Annotated in this window: 13 protein-coding genes and 1 other RNA gene; 7 read left to right on the top strand and 7 right to left on the bottom strand. The window is 60.8% G+C overall.

The annotated features are described in order from the left end of the window. Positions 1-22 precede the first annotated feature (22 nt). Entirely contained in the window at positions 23-817 is a 795-nt protein-coding gene (locus BLR20_RS00075) for a substrate-binding periplasmic protein (protein WP_054993728.1), read from the top strand. A gap of 93 nt (positions 818-910) precedes the next feature. After that, positions 911-2,596, top strand: coding sequence for an acid phosphatase (locus BLR20_RS00070; RefSeq protein ID WP_054993729.1), 1,686 nt, complete (start codon positions 911-913; stop codon positions 2,594-2,596). A gap of 5 nt (positions 2,597-2,601) precedes the next feature. On the opposite strand, the gene BLR20_RS00065 is transcribed toward BLR20_RS00070, so the two are convergent. Together BLR20_RS00065 and ffs are read right to left on the bottom strand one after the other, a co-directional pair. After that, positions 2,602-3,726, bottom strand: coding sequence for a mechanosensitive ion channel family protein (locus BLR20_RS00065; RefSeq protein ID WP_010427145.1), 1,125 nt, complete (start codon positions 3,724-3,726; stop codon positions 2,602-2,604). Between the two features lie 333 nt (positions 3,727-4,059). After that, positions 4,060-4,156: signal recognition particle sRNA small type (gene ffs / locus BLR20_RS00055), an RNA gene on the bottom strand. Between the two features lie 226 nt (positions 4,157-4,382). On the opposite strand from ffs, the gene BLR20_RS00050 reads away from it, so the two are divergent. Continuing rightward, positions 4,383-4,871: a GNAT family N-acetyltransferase gene (locus BLR20_RS00050; protein ID WP_054993730.1), complete on the top strand. Its 489-nt coding sequence runs from the start codon at positions 4,383-4,385 to the stop codon at positions 4,869-4,871. A gap of 57 nt (positions 4,872-4,928) precedes the next feature. Here the strand turns inward: BLR20_RS00050 and BLR20_RS00045 are convergent, their stop codons facing one another. From BLR20_RS00045 to BLR20_RS00025, 5 genes are all read right to left on the bottom strand, one after another. Continuing rightward, positions 4,929-6,095 carry a zinc-binding metallopeptidase family protein gene (locus tag BLR20_RS00045; protein WP_010427151.1) on the bottom strand — a complete coding sequence of 389 codons (1,167 nt, stop codon included), beginning with the start codon at positions 6,093-6,095 and terminating at the stop codon, positions 4,929-4,931. 297 nt (positions 6,096-6,392) lie between these two features. Next, complete coding sequence (gene ligA, locus BLR20_RS00040; protein ID WP_054993731.1) at positions 6,393-8,756, bottom strand: NAD-dependent DNA ligase LigA; 2,364 nt, start codon at positions 8,754-8,756, stop codon at positions 6,393-6,395. A 129-nt stretch (positions 8,757-8,885) separates the two neighbouring features. Further along, positions 8,886-9,749 (bottom strand): cell division protein ZipA, encoded by an 864-nt coding sequence (zipA, locus tag BLR20_RS00035; RefSeq protein WP_010427154.1) that lies wholly within the window; start codon positions 9,747-9,749, stop codon positions 8,886-8,888. 250 nt (positions 9,750-9,999) lie between these two features. Next, positions 10,000-13,488: a chromosome segregation protein SMC gene (smc, locus tag BLR20_RS00030; protein WP_054993732.1), complete on the bottom strand. Its 3,489-nt coding sequence runs from the start codon at positions 13,486-13,488 to the stop codon at positions 10,000-10,002. A gap of 4 nt (positions 13,489-13,492) precedes the next feature. Then, a complete protein-coding gene (locus BLR20_RS00025; RefSeq protein ID WP_054993733.1) occupies positions 13,493-14,152 on the bottom strand; it encodes a GntR family transcriptional regulator in 660 nt (219 codons plus the stop codon). A gap of 276 nt (positions 14,153-14,428) precedes the next feature. On the opposite strand from BLR20_RS00025, the gene xdhA reads away from it, so the two are divergent. The 4 genes from xdhA to guaD are packed head-to-tail and all read left to right on the top strand — an operon-like array spanning position 14,429 to position 20,556. Further along, on the top strand, positions 14,429-15,883 hold the full coding sequence (xdhA, locus tag BLR20_RS00020) for a xanthine dehydrogenase small subunit (protein WP_054993734.1): 1,455 nt from the start codon (positions 14,429-14,431) through the stop codon (positions 15,881-15,883). After that, complete coding sequence (gene xdhB / locus BLR20_RS00015; protein ID WP_054993735.1) at positions 15,876-18,389, top strand: xanthine dehydrogenase molybdopterin binding subunit; 2,514 nt, start codon at positions 15,876-15,878, stop codon at positions 18,387-18,389. Before xdhA ends, xdhB begins: the two co-directional genes overlap by 8 nt. Beyond that, positions 18,386-19,225 carry a xanthine dehydrogenase accessory protein XdhC gene (gene xdhC, locus BLR20_RS00010; protein WP_032611346.1) on the top strand — a complete coding sequence of 280 codons (840 nt, stop codon included), beginning with the start codon at positions 18,386-18,388 and terminating at the stop codon, positions 19,223-19,225. Before xdhB ends, xdhC begins: the two co-directional genes overlap by 4 nt. A gap of 17 nt (positions 19,226-19,242) precedes the next feature. Further along, positions 19,243-20,556 carry a guanine deaminase gene (gene guaD / locus BLR20_RS00005; RefSeq protein ID WP_054993736.1) on the top strand — a complete coding sequence of 438 codons (1,314 nt, stop codon included), beginning with the start codon at positions 19,243-19,245 and terminating at the stop codon, positions 20,554-20,556. Positions 20,557-20,689: the final 133 nt, after the last annotated feature.

Raw genomic sequence — 20,689 nt, 5'->3', positions numbered from 1 at the left:
GTATTGTGGCTAAGCTGTGCAAATGACTCTATTGACGCGCTTTATCCGGGCCTTCACCACGCCGCGGCTGCCTCGTGCAGCGGCGGTCTGCCTGCTATTGCTGTTGCCGCAAAGCGGTCGCGCGGCGCAGGAGACCTTGAGCTTTGCGGTCAACGAAGGCTGGACCATGCCGATGATGCACATCACCGACTTTCGTCCCGAATCCGGCATTCTGTTCGACATCATGCAAAGCCTTGCACACCATGTGGGCCTTGAAGCGAGTTATCACGTGATGCCGCGCCTGCGTATCCAGTCGGCGCTGGAGCGCGGTGAAGTCGACATGCACTGCTACAGCGCCCAGGCGTGGTACCCGGACCTGTCCGGGGACTACCTGTGGAGCCTGCCGATTCTCTATCAGCGCGACTGGCTGGTCGCTTCGGCGGCAACGGCTGCCGGCCCCTACCCCGAACAGTTCGACAATGAAACCGTCGGTACCGTGCTGGGCTATACCTACCCGGCCCTGCAGCATCTTTTCGAGAATCATAAACTGATCCGTGAAGACGCACGCACGCAGAACCAGACGCTCGGCAAACTGATGGCCGGGCGCTACAACTATGCGGTGACCAATCAGTTGATCCTAGAATGGACCAATCGGAACCTGCCTGCCGGCAAGAAACTCAAGCCGATATCGCTGGTCGCCGAACAGCCAGCCGCCTGCCTGATCCGCAACAACGCCGACCTGCCAGTGGGCAGAATTTTGCGCACGCTGGTGCAGATGCGCCTGTCGGGAGAAATCCAGCAAATCATTGATCACTACACCACGCCCACTGTTCCCTGATCCTTCATCTGCGCTGTCGCAATAGCGTCATATTGCATCGTTACGCTCGCCTGAAATCTTTGGTAACACATTAACCAGCGCGAGTATTTGGCGATGAGCGACAGACCAGACGACGAAGATACCAACGAAAACCCCGGCCGCCGTCGTTTTCTGGGCGGGATGGCTGCCTTGGGTGCAGGAGTCACCCTGAGCAGCTACGTTTCCGCCCACGAAAAGCCGCCTGGCGACAACGAACGGCACCATCACCTTGCCGGACCCGCGCTGGATCGCGCCCTGCGCGAGAATGTGAAAACCATCGTGGTGATCTACGCCGAGAACCGCAGCTTCAATAACCTGTTCGGTGATTTCCCCGGCGTCGAAAAGCCACTCTCTTCGCTCAGGCCTTCCGATTACGAGCAGCGCGACCGCGACGGCACGCGGTTGTCGAAACTGCCACCGGCCTGGGGCGGTGTGCTGCAGGTCGGACCGCAAACCGTCGATGGCGTGACCTATCCGGTGGGCGAGCAGTTTCAGCAAGACCTGCCCAACGCGCCGTTCCCGCTCAAGGGGCCAAAGGGTGAAGACCTGCCGCTGAGCCTGGTGACCCGCGATCTGTGGCACGTCTTTTACCAGAACCAGATGCAGATCAACGACGGCAAGAATGATCGTTTCGTGGCCTGGGCTGATGCGGGCGGCCTGACCATGGGCAACTACGCACAGACTCAGTACTCGCTGCGCCTGTGGGACGTGGCCAAGGAGTTCGTGCTGTGTGACAACTTCTTTCAGGGTGCTTTCGGCGGCTCGTTCCTCAACCACCAGTACCTGATTTCAGCCACCGCGCCTATTTACCCGAACGCCGCCGAATCTCCGGCCAAGTCGCAAATCGCTACTCTGCAGAGCTTCAACCCGCATGACCCGCGCCTCAAACCGCTCGACCAGTCGCCGGCCAGCGCCATGGACGGACCGCCACAGTTCGGGCCCAGCGCTATCACGCCGGACAATTACGCCGTCAACACCATGGCCCCGCCTTACTGGCCAACCTGGCTGCGCGACCCGCAGAACCCTGATTACTCGAAACCGGATCTGCCAAACGTGCTTGTTCCGCAAGGCCACGAGCACATCGGTGACAAGCTGTCGAAAAGGAATGTGGACTGGGCCTGGTATGCCGGTGCCTGGCAAGTGACGCTGGATGAATTCAAGGACTCCACCGGGATCCCGAAAATCCCCAACTTTCAATATCATCACCAGCCGTTCAACTACTTCAAGCAGCAAGGTCCACAGCACCCTGAAGAACGCAAGAAGCGTCTGCGTGACGGTGGGCTGGGTGACGAGTCAAGCACCAATCGCTTCCTCGCCGATGCCGAAGCCGGCAAGTTACCTGCCGTTACCTTCTACAAACCCCAAGGCAACCTGAACATGCACGCCGGTTACGCCGACGTGGCGGCGGGTGACCGACACATCGACCGGGTCATCAAGGTGCTGCGCAAGAGCCCGCAGTGGGACAACATGGTGATCGTCATCACCGTCGACGAGAACGGCGGCTGGTGGGACCACGTCGCACCGCCCAAGGGCGATCGCTTCGGTCCCGGCACACGCGTTCCGGCGCTGGTCATCTCGCCTTTCGCCCGCAAGGGCAAGGTCGACCACACGGTTTACGACACTGCCTCGATCCTGCGCCTGATCACCCGCGTACATGGTCTGGAAAAACTTGACGGTCTGAAACGTCGCGACGAGGCCATGATCGCGCGTGGCCAGACGCCGATGGGCGACCTGACCAACGCGCTGCAGTTTCCGGCCTGATTCCATCAGGTTGTCGCGTCGGCAGCTTCCAGCGCAGTAGGACGAGCGGTTTTCACCGGTGGCAGGGACGCCACGTACACCGTGCGGGACGGGAACGCGAAACGCACATCCAGCTCGGCAAAGGCTTCCATGATGTCCAGATTGATCGCCTGCTGCACATCCATGTAGACGTTGTAGCTGGGGTCGAGCACGATGAAAACGGTCTCGAATTCCAGTGATGTCTCGCCAAAACCCCGGAAATGCGAACGGTCGAAACGCGCCAGTTTCTGCGCGTTGATGATCGCTTCGACTTTCTTCGGCACTTCCCTGATCTGATCGACCGAGCAGTCATAGGTCAGCCTGAACTCGAAGACAATGCGCCGTTCCTGCAGGCGCTTGTAGTTCTGGATGGTGTTGTTGATCATGTCGGCGTTGGCCATCACGATCTGCTCGCCCCCCAGGCTGCGGATGCGCGTGGTCTTCAGGCCGACGTGCTCGACCGTCCCGGACAGCGCACCGACGACAATGAAGTCGCCAACTTCGAAAGGCTTGTCCACCGCGATGGACAGCGAGGCAAACACATCACCCAGAATGTTCTGCACCGCCAGCGCGACCGCAATACCACCGACCCCGAGGCTGGCGACGAACGCAGTGATATTGACCCCGACGTTCGACAGCATCGCCATGACCACCGTGGCCCACAGCAACACTTTCGCGCCCCACAGACTCAACGTGGCCAACGCACTGCCCTGAAAGGTGCCACCGGCATTGTGACGCACGAAGTAGCGCTGCAACGCGAGCGCAATCGCCCGGTTTGCCCACAGCCCGACCTGCAATGCAGCGACCACGAACCACAGACTGCTGACCCGCCCGAGCCAGCGTTCCGGCAGATCGAGGATGCCGATGCCGATCAGGATCGAAGCCAGCAGCAACAAGGTATTACTGGTGCCGGACAGCACCTGCACCACGATGTATCGCATATGCGTACTGGGCGCATCTGCACGCGAACGCATCTTTCTGAGCACGAAACCGATCACGCCCCGGACCAGAATAAAACTCAGGGTCGAGGCGAAGATAGCCAGTATCCAGTTGGCGAGCGATATGCCCAGAAATTGCGAGTCTGTGAAAAATCTGATGATGTCCTGTTCCATCCGGCCCCCGGCTCCACTGCTGCGAGACGCCTGACCGAAAAGCCTGTGACACCCGCAGCGACTTGAATTGCCCCTTGCCGTAAAACGGTTTCAAGCGACGCGTAAGGGGTTAGGTGGCACATGGCGCCGAGGGTTCAGACGAATTCGGATCGCGTTACCGACCGTTCTATATCGGGATGGTCACACTCAGTGCAAAAGGTATTCCTGCGCGGACACAGACGCAGGAAAGCTAACGCGCGTTCGGCATATGGCGAGCGTTTGGATGTACGGGGAGGTATGGGGATTTCAGGACAACTGCGTCGAGGACCGACTGAAGATTCGTTAAGGTGGTGCCCCCACCAGCCACACCCCGGCACACAATGTTCCCGCTGTGGCTGCTTCCTTCCGGATCTGACCAGGTTCACGGGTAATCGTTGCGGGGGGACCGATGGGGTCACCATAACGACACTCACCAGTTGGCGAGCCGCGCCATTGTACCGGTCTTGCGCGAGTTTACAACCGTTGCTTCGGATAAAAATTTCGAGGGGGCTCAAGCACTTGTGTGCCGGGGCTGAAAGGCAAATGCGCATCGGTCATCGGCGTGACAAATCCTCGAAACCGCCCCATTCGTTCCTGTACCCTGCCCGCCTCAACAATAATCAGCCAGCAGGTTGCTCATGCAGACTCGATTGGTCGACTACCACGACCTCACCGCCTCTCAACGCCAGCAGCTCGGATACCTCGAGGTTACGCAGGAACAGATACAGTTCTCCGGCGATATTTACACCGCGCTCAATACGCTTCTGGTCAGACCCAGTCCGAATATTTGCGGCTTTGCGCTGCTCGGTGACGAGAAGCCCGTCGGGTTCTTCCTGCTCAAGCGTGATGATTGTCTGCCGCATTGGGCGCAGGAGGATCTGACGGCGACACTGCATGCGCTGCAAATCGATCACCGTGAACAGGGCAAAGGGCTGGGCAAGGCGTGCCTGCAGGCGTTGCCGGCGGCTCTGCGCCTGAAATGGCCGGACATCACTCAATTGATGCTGTCGGTGGATGCGGACAACTCGGCTGCCATCGGGCTTTACATGGGCCAGGGCTGGGTGGATACCGGTGAGGCGTACCGCGGGCGGATCGGTTTCGAGCGCAGGCTGACCCTGACGCTTTGACCCCGCTTAGAACACATGCCTGACACGCCGCCGAAGCATGTCAGGCACGGCCCGTGTTTACTGGGCCTGCAAAACCTCATCGGCCTTGCCACCGGCATCCTGAATCACCAGATGGATGAAGTGCAGCTTGGCGATGACCGCTGGGGGTAGCACGAACGGATAGAAATCCGGTTGCCCCATGCTGCGTGACAGCTCGTTGAGCATGCTCGCCAGCTCGATCCAGGCGTTGACGAACGAAAGGAATGCCGGGCCGCCCGGATGCTGAGGGTCGTAGAGCACTTCCAGCGGAAACGGCTGGTAATCGAGCTCCATGTCGCGGGCGCTCATGCCAAAGCCCAGCGCGGTGTCGACCGCATCCATCATGTGCAGGTAATGCGCCCAGGTTTCGGCCCAGTCTTCCCACGGATGCATGGTCGCGTAGGCGCTGACGAAGCTTTCCTGCCAGTCGTCCGGCGCGCCGTTCTTATAGTGGTGATCGAGCGCGTCGGCATAGCTGGCGCGCTCGTCGCCGAACAGGTTGCGGTAGCTGTCCTGCCAGTGAGTATTGGCAATGAGCCGATCCCAGTAGTAATGACCGACTTCATGACGAAAATGGCCAAGCAAGGTGCGATAGGGTTCGTGCATCTGGACGCGCATCGCTTCGCGGTGTGCGTCGTCGGCTTCTTCGATGTTCAGGGTGATCAGGCCGTTGGCATGGCCTGTGGTCGGCAAGTTGCCTTCCAGATCGACACCGACAAAATCGAAGGCCAGGCCGGTTTCTTCGTCGACAGTCTTGGGAATGACCTGCAGGCCCAGGGAGATCAGTTGCGCGACCAGACGACGTTTGGCCGTCTCGACCTTGCGCCAGCGCTCGCCGTTTTCAACGACCGAGAGGTCGGGAATGGTGCGATTGAGGCTGCACGCGACACAGAATTCGCCGGCATTGTGCTCTGGAAAAAGCCAGTTGCAGGCTGCCGGAGTGCCAAGGTTGGCGCAACGCCGATACAGCCCGGCACCTGGCTCATCGCTCAAGCGCCAGGTAGTGGAATCTGGCCCCGCTTCGAGCGTGGCAACGCGCCCTTGTTCAGGCAGGTAGCCCAGCGCTGCAGAACAGGCCAGGCACTGGGTATTGGGGAAAAACACCGACTGGCCACAGGTGCACTGCCAGACCTTGCTGTTACGTTTGGATTCGCCGACAAATGGGGCGGTAATGCGTGAACTCAATTGCTCGAAGAAGCGGTACATGGCGATCTCCCGTTGACCTTGCATGGACTAGATCATGCCGACGCGTGGGGGGTTCAAAATATTATCGAGCGACGGGGAAGGATAGCGTCGACGGCGTTTGCTCGGGCGAAAACGGTGCGTCGCACGGTAGTCGGGATTATCGTTCCTCACGCTCCAGCGTGGGAATGCAGTGCGTGACGCTGCGCGACACAGATCTACGCCGCACCATCACACTCAAGATCGGACGCAGAGCGTTCAGAACTGCATGCGACGCGGAGCGTCGCACGATAATCAGGGCATAGGGAGCGTCGGCCCCACTCAATCCACAGCGACGCCCAGTTCGGTCAGGCGTTTGAGCAGTGCGTCTTCGTCCAGCACGGTAAGGCCCAGTTCGTTGGCCTTGGTCAGCTTCGAGCCGGCGCCTGGCCCCGCGACCACGGTGTGGGTCTTGGCCGAGACCGAGCCGGACACCTTGGCACCGAGGCTTTCGAGTTTTTCCTTGGCGACATCGCGACTCATGCGTTCCAGCGAGCCGGTCAGTACCCAGGTCTGGCCGGCCAGCGGCAAGCCTTCGACGGTTTTTTTCTCGCTGCGCCAGTGCATGCCGAAGTCCTTGAGCTGGGCTTCGATGGCGCGGGCGCGCTCGGCATGCGCCTTGTCGTCGAAGAAATCGCGGACCGACTTGGCCTGTTTCTCCGGCAGGGTCTGACGCATGTCCAGCCAGTCGGCGCTGATGATGGCCTCCAGCGTACCGAACCGGTCCGCCAGTTTCTGCGCAGCACCCGGCCCTACCGACGGAATGTGCAATTTGTCGATCAGCCCTTCCAGCGTGGTACTGGCCGCGAACTCGGCGCCCAGCTCGCCCTGGTCCTGCAATTGCAGACCGCATTCACCAAGCAGCGCATCGATGACGTTACGGTTGTGCTCGTCCTCGAAGAAGCTGTGAATCTCGTAAGCGACCTCCAGGCCGACATCCGGCAGATAGGTCAACACTTCCGGCAAGGCCTGTTTGACGCGCTCCAGCGACGCCAGCGAACGCGCCAGAACCTTGGCCGTCTCTTCCCCCACGTCGGGAATACCCAGGGCATAGATGAAGCGCGCCAGAGTCGGCTGTCGGCTGTCGGCAATGGCCTTGAGCAGCTTGTTGCTGGAGATCTCAGCGAAGCCTTCCAGATCGATGATCTGTTCGTACTTCAGCTTGTACAGGTCGGCAGGCGAGCCGATGAGTTTCTCATCGACCAGTTGCTCGATGGTCTTGTCCCCCAGCCCTTCGATGTCCATGGCACGACGCGACACGTAATGGATGATCGCCTGCTTGAGTTGCGCACCGCAGGCCAGACGCCCGACACAGCGATACACCGCGCCCTCGGTAACGGTTTCCTTGCCTTTGCTGCGCTTGATCAGCTGCGTGCGCTCGACATGCGAGCCGCACACCGGGCAGGTCTGCGGAACCTGCACCGCCCTGGCATTCTCGGGGCGGCGCTCGGCAACGACCTGCACCACCTGCGGAATCACGTCACCGGCACGCCGGATGATTACCGTGTCGCCGATCATCAGGCCGAGCCGCGCGACTTCGTCCATGTTATGCAGCGTGGCGTTGGCGACCATGACGCCTGCCACCTTGACCGGCTTGAGCCGCGCGACCGGCGTCACTGCGCCAGTACGCCCCACCTGAAACTCGACATCCAGCAGTTCGGTGAGCTCTTCCATGGCGGGGAATTTGTGGGCAATCGCCCAGCGCGGCTCACGGGCGCGGAAGCCCAGTTCGCGCTGCGCTGCCAGGTTGTTGACCTTGAATACCACGCCGTCGATCTCGTAGCTCAGCGCCAGGCGCCGCTCACCGATATCGCGGTAATAGGCCAGGCACTCCTCGACGCCATTCGCCAGTTTCAGCTCGCGACTGACCGGCATGCCCCATTCTTTCAGCGCTTCAAGCACGCCGATATGCGTGTCGGCGATTTCTGCCGACGTCTGGCCCAGGCCATAGCAGCAGAACTCCAGCGGGCGGTTCGCGGTGATCTTGGAATCCAGCTGACGCAGGCTGCCCGCGGCTGCGTTGCGCGGGTTGGCGAAGGTCTTGCCGCCGATTTCCAGCTGACTGGCGTTGAGGCGCTCGAAACCAGCCTTGGACATGAACACTTCACCGCGCACCTCCAGTACTTCGGGCCAACCCTTGCCCTGCAGCTTGAGCGGGATGTTACGTACTGTGCGCACGTTGACACTGATGTCTTCGCCGGTGGTCCCGTCGCCGCGTGTCGCACCCCGTACCAGAGCGCCGTCGCGATACAACAGGCTGACTGCGAGGCCGTCCAGCTTGGGCTCGCAGCTGTACTGCACCTTGCTGCCTTCGCCAAACAGGTCTCCGGACGGCAGATCCAGCCCCTCGGTTACCCGTCGGTCGAACTCGAGCATGTCGTTTTCTTCGAACGCGTTGCCCAGGCTAAGCATCGGCATTTCGTGACGCACCTGAGTGAACGCCGACAAAGCGGCGCTTCCGACCCGTTGCGTCGGCGAATCAGGAGTGACCAGATGGGGGTTTTCCGCCTCCAGGGCCTTGAGCTCGTGAAACAGGCGGTCGTACTCGACATCCGGAATGCTCGGTTCATCCAGAACGTGGTAGCGGTAGTTGTGCTGATCCAGCTCTGCACGCAGTTCCAGGATTCGGGTTTCGACGGCCTTCATACGGTGTTCTCTCAAAAAGCAAAAAAGCAGCCGAGGCTGCTCAATCTGTTGGCTCTGTTCTGTTCAGGTCAGGCCCCGACAGGGCATGCCGCAGCACGCTCATGATCGGGGACCTGCCCAAGGGCTTGCTTAACCGCGACGCTGGGTCAACGCACGACGCTCGAACTCGACGATGCGCTGGCGATAATGCTCGATGGTCTGCGCGGTCATGACGCTGCGCTGATCATCCTTCAGTTCGCCATCCAGCTCGTGGGCCAGCTTTCGAGCGGCGGCAACCATTACGTCGAATGCCTGCTTGGGGTGACGAGGACCCGGCAAGCCGAGGAAGAAGCTGACTGCACGGGTGCTGAAATGGTCGATATCGTCCAGGTCGAACACGCCGGGCTTGACCGCATTGGCCATCGAGAACAGTACTTCGCCGTTGCCAGCCATGCTCTCGTGACGGTGGAAAATATCCATCTCGCCAAAACGCAGGCCGCTTTCCAGAATGTTCTGCAGCAGCGCCGGGCCCTTGAAACCGCCTTCGCTGCGCGAGATCACGCTGATGACCAGTACTTCCTCAACAGGAGGCAGGTCCTTGTCTTCAGTGATGCGCTGGGCCGGCTTGTCGTCCGGGAAATCGTCGTCGCGGCCCGTGAACAGGCTCGGGCCGTCGAGATCCAGATTCAGGTCGCCCTGCTGTGGCTCGTCCTTGCGCTTCTTGTCGCTACGCTTTTCACTGCTGCCACGCTTGCCTTCACGCGGGCTGGCGCTCATGGACGGCAGATCGTGCTCGTCGAGCTGCGGCTCCTTGTGCGTATCCAGCACACGGGGCGGACCCAGCACTTCGGCAGACGTGGTTTCTTCTTCATCCGGAAGGTTGGAGAAGCTCCGATCCAGTCTGAATTTCAATTTACCCTTGCTGCCGCGCATACGGCGCCAGCCATCAAAGAGAATACCGGCGATGACTATTATGCCGATGACGATCAGCCACTCGCGCAGACCGATTTCCATGTAATCCAGTGCCTCTAATGAAGAAATCTGAAAATAAGGGCCTAAACCCCTTTAATACGTGGTGCCAAGTCTATGTTCTGACTGGCAATTCGCCCACGCGAAAACAAAAAGTGGTCACTAAACTAGCACGACCAAAGGTAACTTTACACCGTCTGTTACGTCTCTTCGCCGACCAAATTGCCATCCAATGTACAAGCGTCGCATTTTCAGGCCTCCGGGCAGCGATCTGGCCGTAGAACGAGGCCTTGAATCAGGCATCCACCAGCGCCATCGCCTGCTCCACATCCACCGCTACCAGCCGCGAACAACCGGGCTCGTGCATCGTCACCCCCATCAGTTGATCGGCCATTTCCATGGCGATCTTGTTGTGGGTGATGTAGATGAACTGCACCGTTTGTGACATTTCTTTCACCAACCGCGCATAGCGACCCACGTTGGCGTCATCCAGCGGCGCATCCACCTCGTCAAGCATGCAAAACGGCGCAGGATTGAGTTTGAAAATGGCAAAAACCAGTGCCAGCGCCGTCAGGGCCTTTTCACCGCCGGACAGCAAATGAATGGTGCTGTTCTTCTTGCCGGGGGGGCGCGCCATGATTGTCACCCCAGTATCGAGTAGATCTTCGCCCGTCAGTTCCAAATAAGCGGAGCCGCCACCGAAAACTTTTGGGAAAAGTGCCTGAATTCCGCTGTTTATCTGATCGAAGGTATCCTTGAAGCGGTTTCGGGTCTCCTTGTCGATCTTGCGGATGACGTTTTCCAGTGTGTCCAGCGCTTCGACCAGATCGGCATCCTGCGCATCCAGATAGCGTTTGCGCTCGGACTGCTGCTGATACTCGTCGATAGCCGCGAGGTTGATCGCGCCCAGACGCTGAATACGCCCGGCGATGCTTTCCAGTTGCTGCTCGGCGGCCTGTTCGCTGGCTTCCGGCGTCAAGGTTGCGAGCACGCCGTGCAGGTCATAGCCGTCTTCATGCAACTGGTCCTGCAAGGCTTTGCGCCGCACCGTCAGTGCCTGCCACTCCAGGCGCTGTTGTTCCAGCTGGCCACGCAGCAGCTGCGATTGCTGCTCGGCCTGGGTCCGGCGCTTTTCTGCCTCACGCAATTCGCGGTCAGCGTCTTCGAGTGCGTTCTTGGCGATGCGCATTTCGTCATCGACCACCATGCGCCGCTCCAGCAGCTCTTCAAGCTTGAGACGCAGCTCTTCGAGCGGGGCCTCGCCCTCCTCCAGATTCAGGCTCAGCTGCTCGCGCTTCTCGGTAAGTCTTTCGGACTGCATGCGCAGGCGCTCCAGCGCCTGACGGGTCGAATCGTATTGCGCCTTGATCGAGCCCAGACGCACCGCCAGTTGATGACTGTGATCCTTGTGTTGCCGCGCATCCTGACGTATCCGGTCCAGACGCTCACGCAGCGCGTCGCGCTGGGCCTGGAGCACCTCGCGCTGCTCGGTATCCTGCGCCATGCTGTCCAGTGCGTCCTGCAATTGCAGGCGCGATTCGCCAAGGTGTTCGTGCTCGACAGCGCGCTGCTCGCCCAGCTCGGCCAACTCTTCATCAAGGCGGGTGCGCCGCAGGGTCAACTGCTCGACTTTTACCCGAACCGCCGACAGCTGCGCTTTCAGTTCGCTTTGCTGACGGGTTTCGTCCTGCACGCGACGGCGCAACTGCTCACGCGCGTCTTCCTCCTGCGACTGTTGCTCGCGCAAAACCAGCAACTGCTCTTCCAGGGTGGCCAGCGTAGCCTCGCGCTCATCGCGTTCCAGACCCAGCCGCTGCAATTCCTGACCGCGAGCCAGCACACCGCTCTGCGCTTCACTGGCGCGGCGTACACGCAAAAAGTGCCGCCCCACCCAGTAGCCGTCACGACTGATCAGGCTCTGCCCGGCGCCGAGTTGTGCACGTCGCGCCAGCGCCTCGTCCAGATTCTCGACCGGAATCACCTGGCCCAGCCAGGCGGACAGGTCAACCATGCTGTCGACCTTTTCCAGCAGGCTGCCCGGCGCGCGAACCGTGTCAGCACCCGCGCTGAGCAAGCGCAGATCGCCCTGCTGAAAACCGGCCAGATCGAACCCGTCGAAGTCATCCACCAGCACGGCCTGCAAATCCGCGCCAAGCACGGTTTCCACGGCCATTTCCCAGCCAGCTTCGACGCTCAGCCCTTCGGCCAGACGCGGTCGCTCGGCCAGTTGCTGATCACGCAGCCACTCGGCGGTGCCGGTGTCCGGATCAAGTGCTGCCTGCTGCAGCGCCTCCAGAGACGCCAGCCGGCCGTTGAGACGTTGCAGCTCGCCCTGCGCCTGCTGTTGCGCCTGACTGGCCTGCTGCAATGCTTCGCGTAATTGCTCAAGCCGCTCGACCGCCTGCTCTTCGCCCATGTTCAGCTCTTCAAGGGTCATGTCGCGGGTGGCGAGGTCTTCGCTCAATTCCAGAATGGCCGCGTCTTCCGGGTCGGCGGCCAGCAGTTGGCGCTCTTCGGCCAGACGTCGCTGGCGCTCGGCCAATCGTTCGATGCTCTGTTCCAGTTGCTGAATACGTGACTGCTGGACTTGGGCCTGACGCTGCGGCTCGGCGGATTGCTGATTGAAGACGTCCCACTTCTCCTGCCAGCCCTGCATGGCCGCTTCGGCGTCTTCCAGAGCGATCGCCGACTCCTCGGCGGCGGCGCTGGTCATTTCCTGCTCGGGCTCGAGCATCTCCAGCTCTTCGCCAAGGGTAGCGAGCAACGTGGTGTCGTGCCCAAGGTGCGATTCGGTTTCCTGGCGGGCACGCTCGGCTTCGCGCAGGTCATCCTGCAGTTGGCGCAGTCGCTGCTGACCGTGCTGAATGCTCTGCTCGACGCGGGCAATATCGCCGCCGACCGAATAAAAGCGGCCCTGCACCAGGTTGAAGCGCTCGGACAGGTCATGGTGGCCGTCACGCAGCCTTTCGATACTGGCATCGGCACTGCGCTGATCGGCCACCAGCGCCTCGAAGCCGACCTCCTGATTGCCGATAACAGCCTCGCGCTGCCCCACCAGATCATTCAGCGCTTGCCAGCGCAGGGCCGACAATTGCGCTTTCAGCTGGCGCTCTTCGGCCTTGTATTCCTGATACTTCTCGGCGGCCTGAGCCTGCCGGTGCAGACGCTCCAGCTGACGCTCGAGCTCCTCACGCAGGTCGGTCAGGCGTGCCAGGTTTTCATGGGTACGACGAATACGGTTTTCGGTTTCGCGGCGCCGCTCCTTGTACTTGGAGATGCCCGCGGCTTCTTCGATGAAGTTGCGCAGGTCTTCGGGCTTGGCTTCGATCAGCTTGGAGATCATGCCCTGTTCGATGATCGAATAGCTGCGCGGCCCCAGGCCGGTGCCGAGGAAGATGTCGGTGATGTCGCGACGGCGGCATTTTGTGCCGTTCAGGTAGTAGCTGTTCTGGCTGTCGCGGGTCACTTTGCGGCGAATGGAGATTTCCGCATATGCCGCGTACTCGCCCACCAGCGTGCCGTCGGAGTTGTCGAACACCAGTTCGATGCTGGCCTGGCTGACCGGTTTGCGGCTGGTGGAGCCGTTGAAGATGACATCGGTCATCGACTCGCCGCGCAGGTTCTTGGCCGAGCTTTCGCCCATGACCCAGCGCACGGCATCGATGATGTTGGATTTGCCACAGCCATTGGGGCCGACGACAGCCGCCATGTTGCTGGGGAAGTTCACCGTGGTGGGGTCGACGAAAGATTTGAACCCCGCCAGCTTGATGCACTTCAGGCGCACGGCGTCAGCCCGCTGCCAGGGCGGCCAGCACCAACTGGCAGCTGCGCTGACAGTAGCTGACCAGCACGACACGAATCTTCGGCACATCCCGCACCATGACTGCGCCAAGCAGTTCGTCGAACAACGCCAGGTAGTCGCCCATATCGGCCTTGCGTTGCTCGAGCGCGAGGAAATAGCTGCGGCTCATGGAAGGCTGTAGGTTCTCGACGGTTTCCTCGAGGTACGGGTTGTTGGCGAATGGATAGGCCGCGCGCATGACATTGAAGCTCTCTTCGACGAATGCCTTGACGTCCTGCTGCTCGAAACTGGCCTGCAGACGCCGTTGTATCTGCACGAACGGCGCAAGATCATCCTCGGTCTTCCAGCGCTCCACAACCGCATTGGCCAGCAGAATGTACAGTTCGCTCATCAGGCTGCACAGGCTGGTGACGTTGTGTGCGTTGAGCACCGTGACCTGTGCGCCACGCCGCGGCAGGATCACCACAAGGTGGCGGCGCTCCAGAATCAGCAATGCTTCGCGCACGGAGCCACGGCTGACGTTCAACGCCTGCGTGACTTTCTGCTCCTGGATACGCTCTCCAGGCTTGAGCTCACCGCGAATGATCCGCTCGGCAAGATGATGAGCAATTTGCTCAGCGAGGCTGTCCGGGGCCTTGAACGTCATGACTATCCTTCAGAAAAAACCAGTTCCGCATGCAAGTCGCGGAGTGTATCGCAACCGGCACGGGTGGCGCAGGGCCATAAACACGGAAACTGGCACGAAATACGCAAAACCTTGAATACAGCCGGCAGGCGATTCAAGAACCAGAGGCTCTTTGATCGGCAGATGGCCGAAAAACTCAATTTCCTGACTCTGAAGTCAGAAACAAATTGACTCAATAAACAGAGCTGATAGATTCATTGACATGTCTGATGACAATAAACGTGAGGGCTTTGCGCCGTGATTCAGTTCCTTTTGAACCAAGAGCTAAAAACCGAGCGCAGCCTTAATCCGAACATGACCGTGCTGACCTACCTGCGTGAGCAGGCACACAAGCCCGGTACCAAGGAAGGTTGCGCCAGTGGCGACTGCGGTGCGTGCACCGTCGTGGTTGGCGAGTTGCACAGTGACGCCGACGGCGAGCAAGCGCTGCGTTATCGCAGCCTCAATTCGTGCCTGACGTTCATGGCTTCGCTGCACGGCAAGCAATTGATCAGCGTCGAAGACCTCAAGCATCAGGGCCAGCTGCACAGCGTGCAGAAGGCGATGGTCGAGTGTCATGGCTCGCAATGCGGCTTTTGTACCCCGGGCTTTGTGATGTCGCTGTTTGCCCTGCAAAAGAACAGCAGCGAAGCCGATCCCCATCAGGCCCACGAAGCCCTGGCCGGCAACCTGTGTCGCTGCACCGGCTATCGCCCTATTCTGGCCGCCGCCGAGCAGTCTTGCGCGCAGCGCCTGCCGGACCAGTTCGATCAGCGCCAGGCGCAGACCGTCGAGCGCCTGCGCGCCATCGCTCCGGCCCGCACGGATGAACTGAATGACGGCGAAAAACGCTGCTTCATTCCGCTGACCGTGGCGGATCTGGCGGATCTCTACGACAGCCATCCACAGGCGCGCCTGCTGGCCGGCGGCACCGATCTGGCCCTGGAAGTCACGCAGTTTCACAAACAGCTGCCGGTGATGATTTACGTCGGGCACATTGACGAGATGAAGGGCGTGAAGCGTTTCGACGACCGCCTGGAGATCGGTGCGGCGACCCCGTTGACCGACTGTTATGCAGCACTCAAGGCCGAATACCCGGACTTCGGCGAGTTACTGCAGCGCTTTGCTTCGTTGCAGATCCGCAATCAGGGCACGCTGGGTGGCAACATCGGCAACGCCTCCCCCATCGGCGACTCCCCGCCGCTGCTGATCGCCCTTGGCGCGCAGGTCGTGCTGCGCAAAGGCAACAGTCAGCGCACCCTGGCGCTGGAAGACTATTTCATCGACTACAAGGTCACCGCCCGCCAGGAAAGCGAGTTCATCGAAAAGATCATCGTGCCGACAGCCAATCCCCGGCAGACGTTTCGGGCCTACAAAGTCTCCAAACGACTGGACGATGATATCTCGGCGGTCTGCGCGGCTTTTCGTCTGACCCTGGAAGGCGGCGTCATCCACGAGGCTCGCGTAGCGTTCGGTGGTATGGCGGCGATCCCCAAGCGTGCAGCGGCCTGCGAAAAGGCGCTGATCGGACAGCCGTGGAGCCATGCGACCGTCGAACGCGCTTGCGCAGCGCTGAGCGAGGACTTCACCCCGCTGTCGGATTTCCGGGCGAGCAAGGAGTACCGCCTGTTGAGTGCGCAGAACCTGCTGCGCAAGTACTTCATCGAGTTACAGACCCCAGCCGTTCCAACGCGGGTGACTGACTATGTCTGAGCATTCCACACCCATCACCCAGGCAGAGATGCTTGCGGTATTTCAGCAGGGTCTGAGCACCGGCGTGGGCCGCAGCGTCAAGCACGACAGTGCCGACAAGCATGTGTCCGGCGAAGCGGTGTACATCGATGATCGCCTGGAATTCCCCAACCAGTTGCACGCGTACGCGCGCCTTTCCGACCGTGCCCATGCGCGAATCGTCAGCATCGATACCTCGCCCTGCTACGCCTTCGAAGGTGTGCGCATTGCGATTACCCATGAGGATATTCCGGGGCTGAAGGACATCGGGCCGTTGCTGCCCGGCGACCCGCTGCTGGCTATCGACAAGGTGGAGTTCGTCGGGCAACCGGTGCTCGCCGTGGCGGCCCGCGATCTGGACATTGCACGCCAGGCGGCCATGGCGGCGATCATCGAATACCAAGACCTGCCACCGGTGCTGGATGTGGTCCAGGCCCTGCGCCAGAAGCACTTCGTGCTCGACAGCCATACGCACAAGCGCGGTGACTCCGCCGCAGCACTGGCGCGCGCAACCCACCGCCTGCAGGGCAACCTGCACATTGGCGGCCAGGAACATTTCTACCTGGAAACCCAAATCTCCTCGGTGATGCCGACCGAAGACGGCGGCATGATCGTCTATTGCTCGACCCAGAACCCCACGGAAATCCAGAAGCTGGTGGCCGAGGTTCTGGGCGTGCCGATGAACCGCATCGTGGTCGACATGCGCCGCATGGGCGGTGGTTTTGGCGGCAAGGAAACCCAGGCGGCCAGCCCGGCCTGCCTGTGCGCAGTGATTGCCCGCCTGACCGGCCAGCCCACCAAGATGCGCCTGCAACGCTTCGAAGACATGCAGATGACCGGCAAACGCCACCCGTTCTACATCGAGTACGACGTGGGTTTCGACGATGACGGACGTTTGCAGGGCATACAGCTGGATCTGGCCGGCAACTGCGGCTATTCGCCGGACCTCTCGGCGTCCATCGTCGACCGCGCCATGTTTCATGCCGATAACGCTTATTACCTGGGTGAGGCCACTGTCAACGGTCACCGCTGCAAGACGCACACCGCGTCCAACACCGCCTACCGGGGCTTTGGTGGCCCGCAGGGCATGGTCGCCATCGAAGAGGTCATGGACTGCATTGCACGCTTCCTCGGCAAAGACCCGCTGCACGTGCGCAAGGCCAACTATTACGGCAAGACCGAGCGTAACGTCACCCACTATTACCAGACGGTCGAACACAACCTGCTGGAAGAGATGACCGCCGACCTTGAGCAGAGCAGCCAGTACGCCGAGCGCCGCGAAGCGATTCGCGCTTTCAATGCCGGCAGCCCGGTACTGAAAAAAGGCTTGGCGCTGACACCGGTCAAGTTCGGCATCTCGTTTACCGCCAGCTTTCTCAATCAGGCCGGTGCGCTGATTCATATCTACACCGACGGCAGCATCCACCTGAACCATGGCGGCACCGAAATGGGCCAGGGCTTGAACACCAAGGTCGCACAGGTCGTGGCCGAGGTGTTCCAGGTGGACATCGACCGTATCCAGATCACCGCGACCAACACCGACAAGGTGCCGAATACCTCGCCCACTGCGGCCTCGAGCGGCACCGACCTGAACGGCAAGGCAGCACAGAATGCCGCTGAAATCCTCAAGCAACGGCTGGTGGAATTTGCCGCCAGGCACTATCAGGTGAGCGAAGCGGATGTCGAATTCCGCAACGGCCATGTGCGGATCGGCGAGCTGCTCCTGCCGTTCGCCGAGCTGGCGCAATTGGCGTGGATGGGTCAGGTGTCGCTGTCGAGCACCGGCTATTACAAGACGCCGAAGATTTTTTACGACCGCAGCCAGGCGCGTGGCCGGCCGTTCTATTACTACGCCTTTGGCGCAGCCTGCGTGGAGGTCATCGTCGATACGCTGACCGGCGAATACAAGATGTTGCGCACCGACATCCTGCACGACGTCGGCGCGTCGCTGAACCCGGCCATCGATATCGGTCAGGTCGAAGGCGGCTATATTCAGGGCGCCGGCTGGCTGACCACCGAGGAACTGGTGTGGAACGACAAGGGCAAGCTGATGACCAGCGGCCCGGCGTCCTACAAGATCCCGGCAGTGGCAGACATGCCGCTAGATCTGCGCATCAAGCTGGTAGAGAACCGCAAGAACCCGGAAGACACGGTGTTCCACTCCAAGGCCGTCGGCGAGCCGCCGTTCATGCTCGGCATCGCCGCCTGGTGCGCCATCAAGGACGCTGTGGCAAGCCTGGGTGACTACCGCCATCAACCGAACATCGACGCCCCGGCGACACCGGAAAAAGTGTTGTGGGGCTGTGAACAGATGCGTCAGAACAGCGCTGCTCGTCGCGCGTCCAGCGCCGAGCCGATTGTTTCCGCCTCTTCGCGAACAAGCGAAGCTTCGCCAGGCTCGTCTTCACCTATTCAGGATGCGCCTGTGGGAGCGAGCTTGCTCGCGAAGGCGCCTGGCCTGGATCACTCTGTCCTGGAGCAGAAATGAACAACTGGATCAGCGCCCTGGCCGAGCTGCAGGCCCGTGGGGAACCCGGCATTCTGGTAACCATCATCGAAGAGCTGGGCTCCACGCCGCGCAATGCCGGATCGAAAATGGTGGTCTGCGCCGAGCGCATCCACGACACCATCGGTGGCGGGCACCTGGAATACAAGGCCATGGAAATCGCCCGCGAGATGCTTGCCAGCGGCACTCGGCAGACGCGCCTGGAACGTTTCAACCTGGGTGCAAGCCTGGGCCAGTGTTGCGGTGGCGTGAACGTGCTGTTGTTCGAACCGATGGGCGAGCCCGTCGCGCAGATTGCCGTGTTCGGTGCCGGTCACGTCGGCCGCGCCCTGGTGCCGCTGCTGGCCAGCCTGCCCTGCCGGGTGCGCTGGATCGACAGCCGTGAGCAGGAATTCCCCGAACCGATGCCCGACGGCGTGATGAAGATCATCAATGACGAGCCGGTCGACGAGGTCGCGCAACTGCCGGTCGGCACCTATTGCATTGTGATGACCCACAACCATCAGCTGGATCTGGAACTGACGGCCGCCATCCTCAGGCGTGGCGACTTTGGTTACTTCGGGCTGATCGGCTCGAAAACCAAACGGGTCAAGTTCGAACATCGCTTGCGGGAACGCGGTTTCGACGCCAGTCTGCTGCAACGCATGCGTTGCCCGATGGGCCTGGCCGAGGTCAAAGGCAAGCTGCCCATCGAGATCGCGGTGTCGATCGCCGCGGAAATAATCGCCACTTACAATGTCAGCTTTGGCCAACACACCGCCAACGCCGAACCTATCGCCAGACTGCTGCCTGCATCGCGCCGCAGTCAGTCGCAATGAGTCACAACGAGAGTGCCATGAGTTCAGTTTCCCGCCGTAAAGCCTACCGCGCCGCCATCGTTCACAGCCTCGCCGACCCGGCCGAAGTGGCGCTGGAGGCATCCTATGAATACTTTGCCGACGGCCTGTTGCTGGTCGAGGACGGCAAGATCGTTGCGGTGGGTCACGCTGCCGATCTGCTGGAGCGCCTCGACGACGATGTCGAGCTGATCGAATACCCGGACGCACTGATCACACCGGGGTTCATCGACACCCATATTCACTTGCCGCAAACCGGGATGATCGGCTCCTACGGCGAGCAATTGCTGGACTGGCTCAACACCTACACCTTCCCCTGCGAAAGCCAGTTCGCCGACCCCGCGCATTCGGCGCAGGTGGCCGACATCTTCATCAAGGAACTGCTGCGCAACGGTACGACCACGGCACTGGTGTTCGGCAGCGTGCACAAGGAATCGGTCGAGGCGTTTTTCAGCGCGGCCCAGGCACTTGATCTGCGCATGATCGCCGGCAAGGTGATGATGGACCGCAATGCGCCGGATTATCTGGTCGATACGCCAGAATCCGGGTATGCCGACAGCAAGGCGCTGATCGAACGCTGGCATGGCAAAGGGCGTTTGAGCTACGCAGTGACGCCGCGCTTCGCGCCGACCAGCAGCCCGAAGCAATTGAGCCTGGCTGGCCAGCTGCTGACCGAATACCCCGGCCTGTACCTGCAGACCCACATCAGCGAGAACCTTCAGGAGATCGAGTGGGTCAAGGCGCTGTTCCCGGAGCGCAAGCATTACCTGGACGTCTACGATCACTTCAACCTGCTCAGCGAGCGCTCGGTGTTCGCCCATGGCGTGCACCTGTGCGACGCACAATGCGCCCGACTGGCACAGACCGGCTCGGCGATTGCCTTCTGCCCGACCTCCAACCTGTTTCTTGGCAGCGGCCTGTTCAATCTGCCGATGGCCGAGAAGCACAAGGTAAATGTCGGTCTGGGCACCGACGTGGGCGGCGGCACCAGCTTTTCGATTCTGCAGACCCTGAACGAGGCCTACAAGGTCATGCAGATGCAGGGCGCCCGGCTCAATCCGTTCAAGTCGCTGTACCTGGCGACCCTGGGCGGCGCGCGGGCGCTGCGTCTGGAAGACAAGGTCGGCAGCCTGAAGCCCGGCAACGAGGCTGACTTCCTGGTGCTGGACTACAACGCCACCCCACTGCTGTCGTATCGCTTGAAGCAGGCGAAGACTATCGAAGAGATTCTCTTCGTGCTGATGACGATTGGTGATGACCGGACCGTGAAACAGACCTGGTCAGGTGGGCGATTGGTGCATGACAGAGGCTAGCATCTCGTTCCTCACGCTCCAGCGTGGGAATGCAGTTCGCGACGCTCTGCGTCGTCAAAAGGACGCGAAGCGTCCGGAACGGCATGACGATGCAGAGCGTCGCACGATAGTTGATCCTTCTGGCCGGACCGAC

Origin of the sequence: Pseudomonas congelans, assembly GCF_900103225.1 — a bacterium.
GTDB lineage: Bacteria > Pseudomonadota > Gammaproteobacteria > Pseudomonadales > Pseudomonadaceae > Aquipseudomonas > Aquipseudomonas congelans.
Note: the sequence above shows the minus strand (reverse complement) of the source record. Positions and strands in the feature narration are given on the sequence as shown.

Excerpts from the sequence above, each read along its gene's own strand:
- xdhC (WP_032611346.1), top strand. The coding sequence starts at position 18,386 with ATGAACAACTGGATCAGCGCCCTGGCCGAGCTGCAGGCCCGTGGGGAA.
- BLR20_RS00045 (WP_010427151.1), bottom strand. The coding sequence starts at position 6,095 with ATGTACCGCTTCTTCGAGCAATTGAGTTCACGCATTACCGCCCCATTT.
- zipA (WP_010427154.1), bottom strand. The coding sequence starts at position 9,749 with ATGGAAATCGGTCTGCGCGAGTGGCTGATCGTCATCGGCATAATAGTC.
- guaD (WP_054993736.1), top strand. The coding sequence starts at position 19,243 with ATGAGTTCAGTTTCCCGCCGTAAAGCCTACCGCGCCGCCATCGTTCAC.
- BLR20_RS00070 (WP_054993729.1), top strand. The coding sequence starts at position 911 with ATGAGCGACAGACCAGACGACGAAGATACCAACGAAAACCCCGGCCGC.
- ligA (WP_054993731.1), bottom strand. The coding sequence starts at position 8,756 with ATGAAGGCCGTCGAAACCCGAATCCTGGAACTGCGTGCAGAGCTGGAT.
- xdhB (WP_054993735.1), top strand. The coding sequence starts at position 15,876 with ATGTCTGAGCATTCCACACCCATCACCCAGGCAGAGATGCTTGCGGTA.
- BLR20_RS00075 (WP_054993728.1), top strand. The coding sequence starts at position 23 with ATGACTCTATTGACGCGCTTTATCCGGGCCTTCACCACGCCGCGGCTG.
- BLR20_RS00065 (WP_010427145.1), bottom strand. The coding sequence starts at position 3,726 with ATGGAACAGGACATCATCAGATTTTTCACAGACTCGCAATTTCTGGGC.
- BLR20_RS00050 (WP_054993730.1), top strand. The coding sequence starts at position 4,383 with ATGCAGACTCGATTGGTCGACTACCACGACCTCACCGCCTCTCAACGC.
- BLR20_RS00025 (WP_054993733.1), bottom strand. The coding sequence starts at position 14,152 with ATGACGTTCAAGGCCCCGGACAGCCTCGCTGAGCAAATTGCTCATCAT.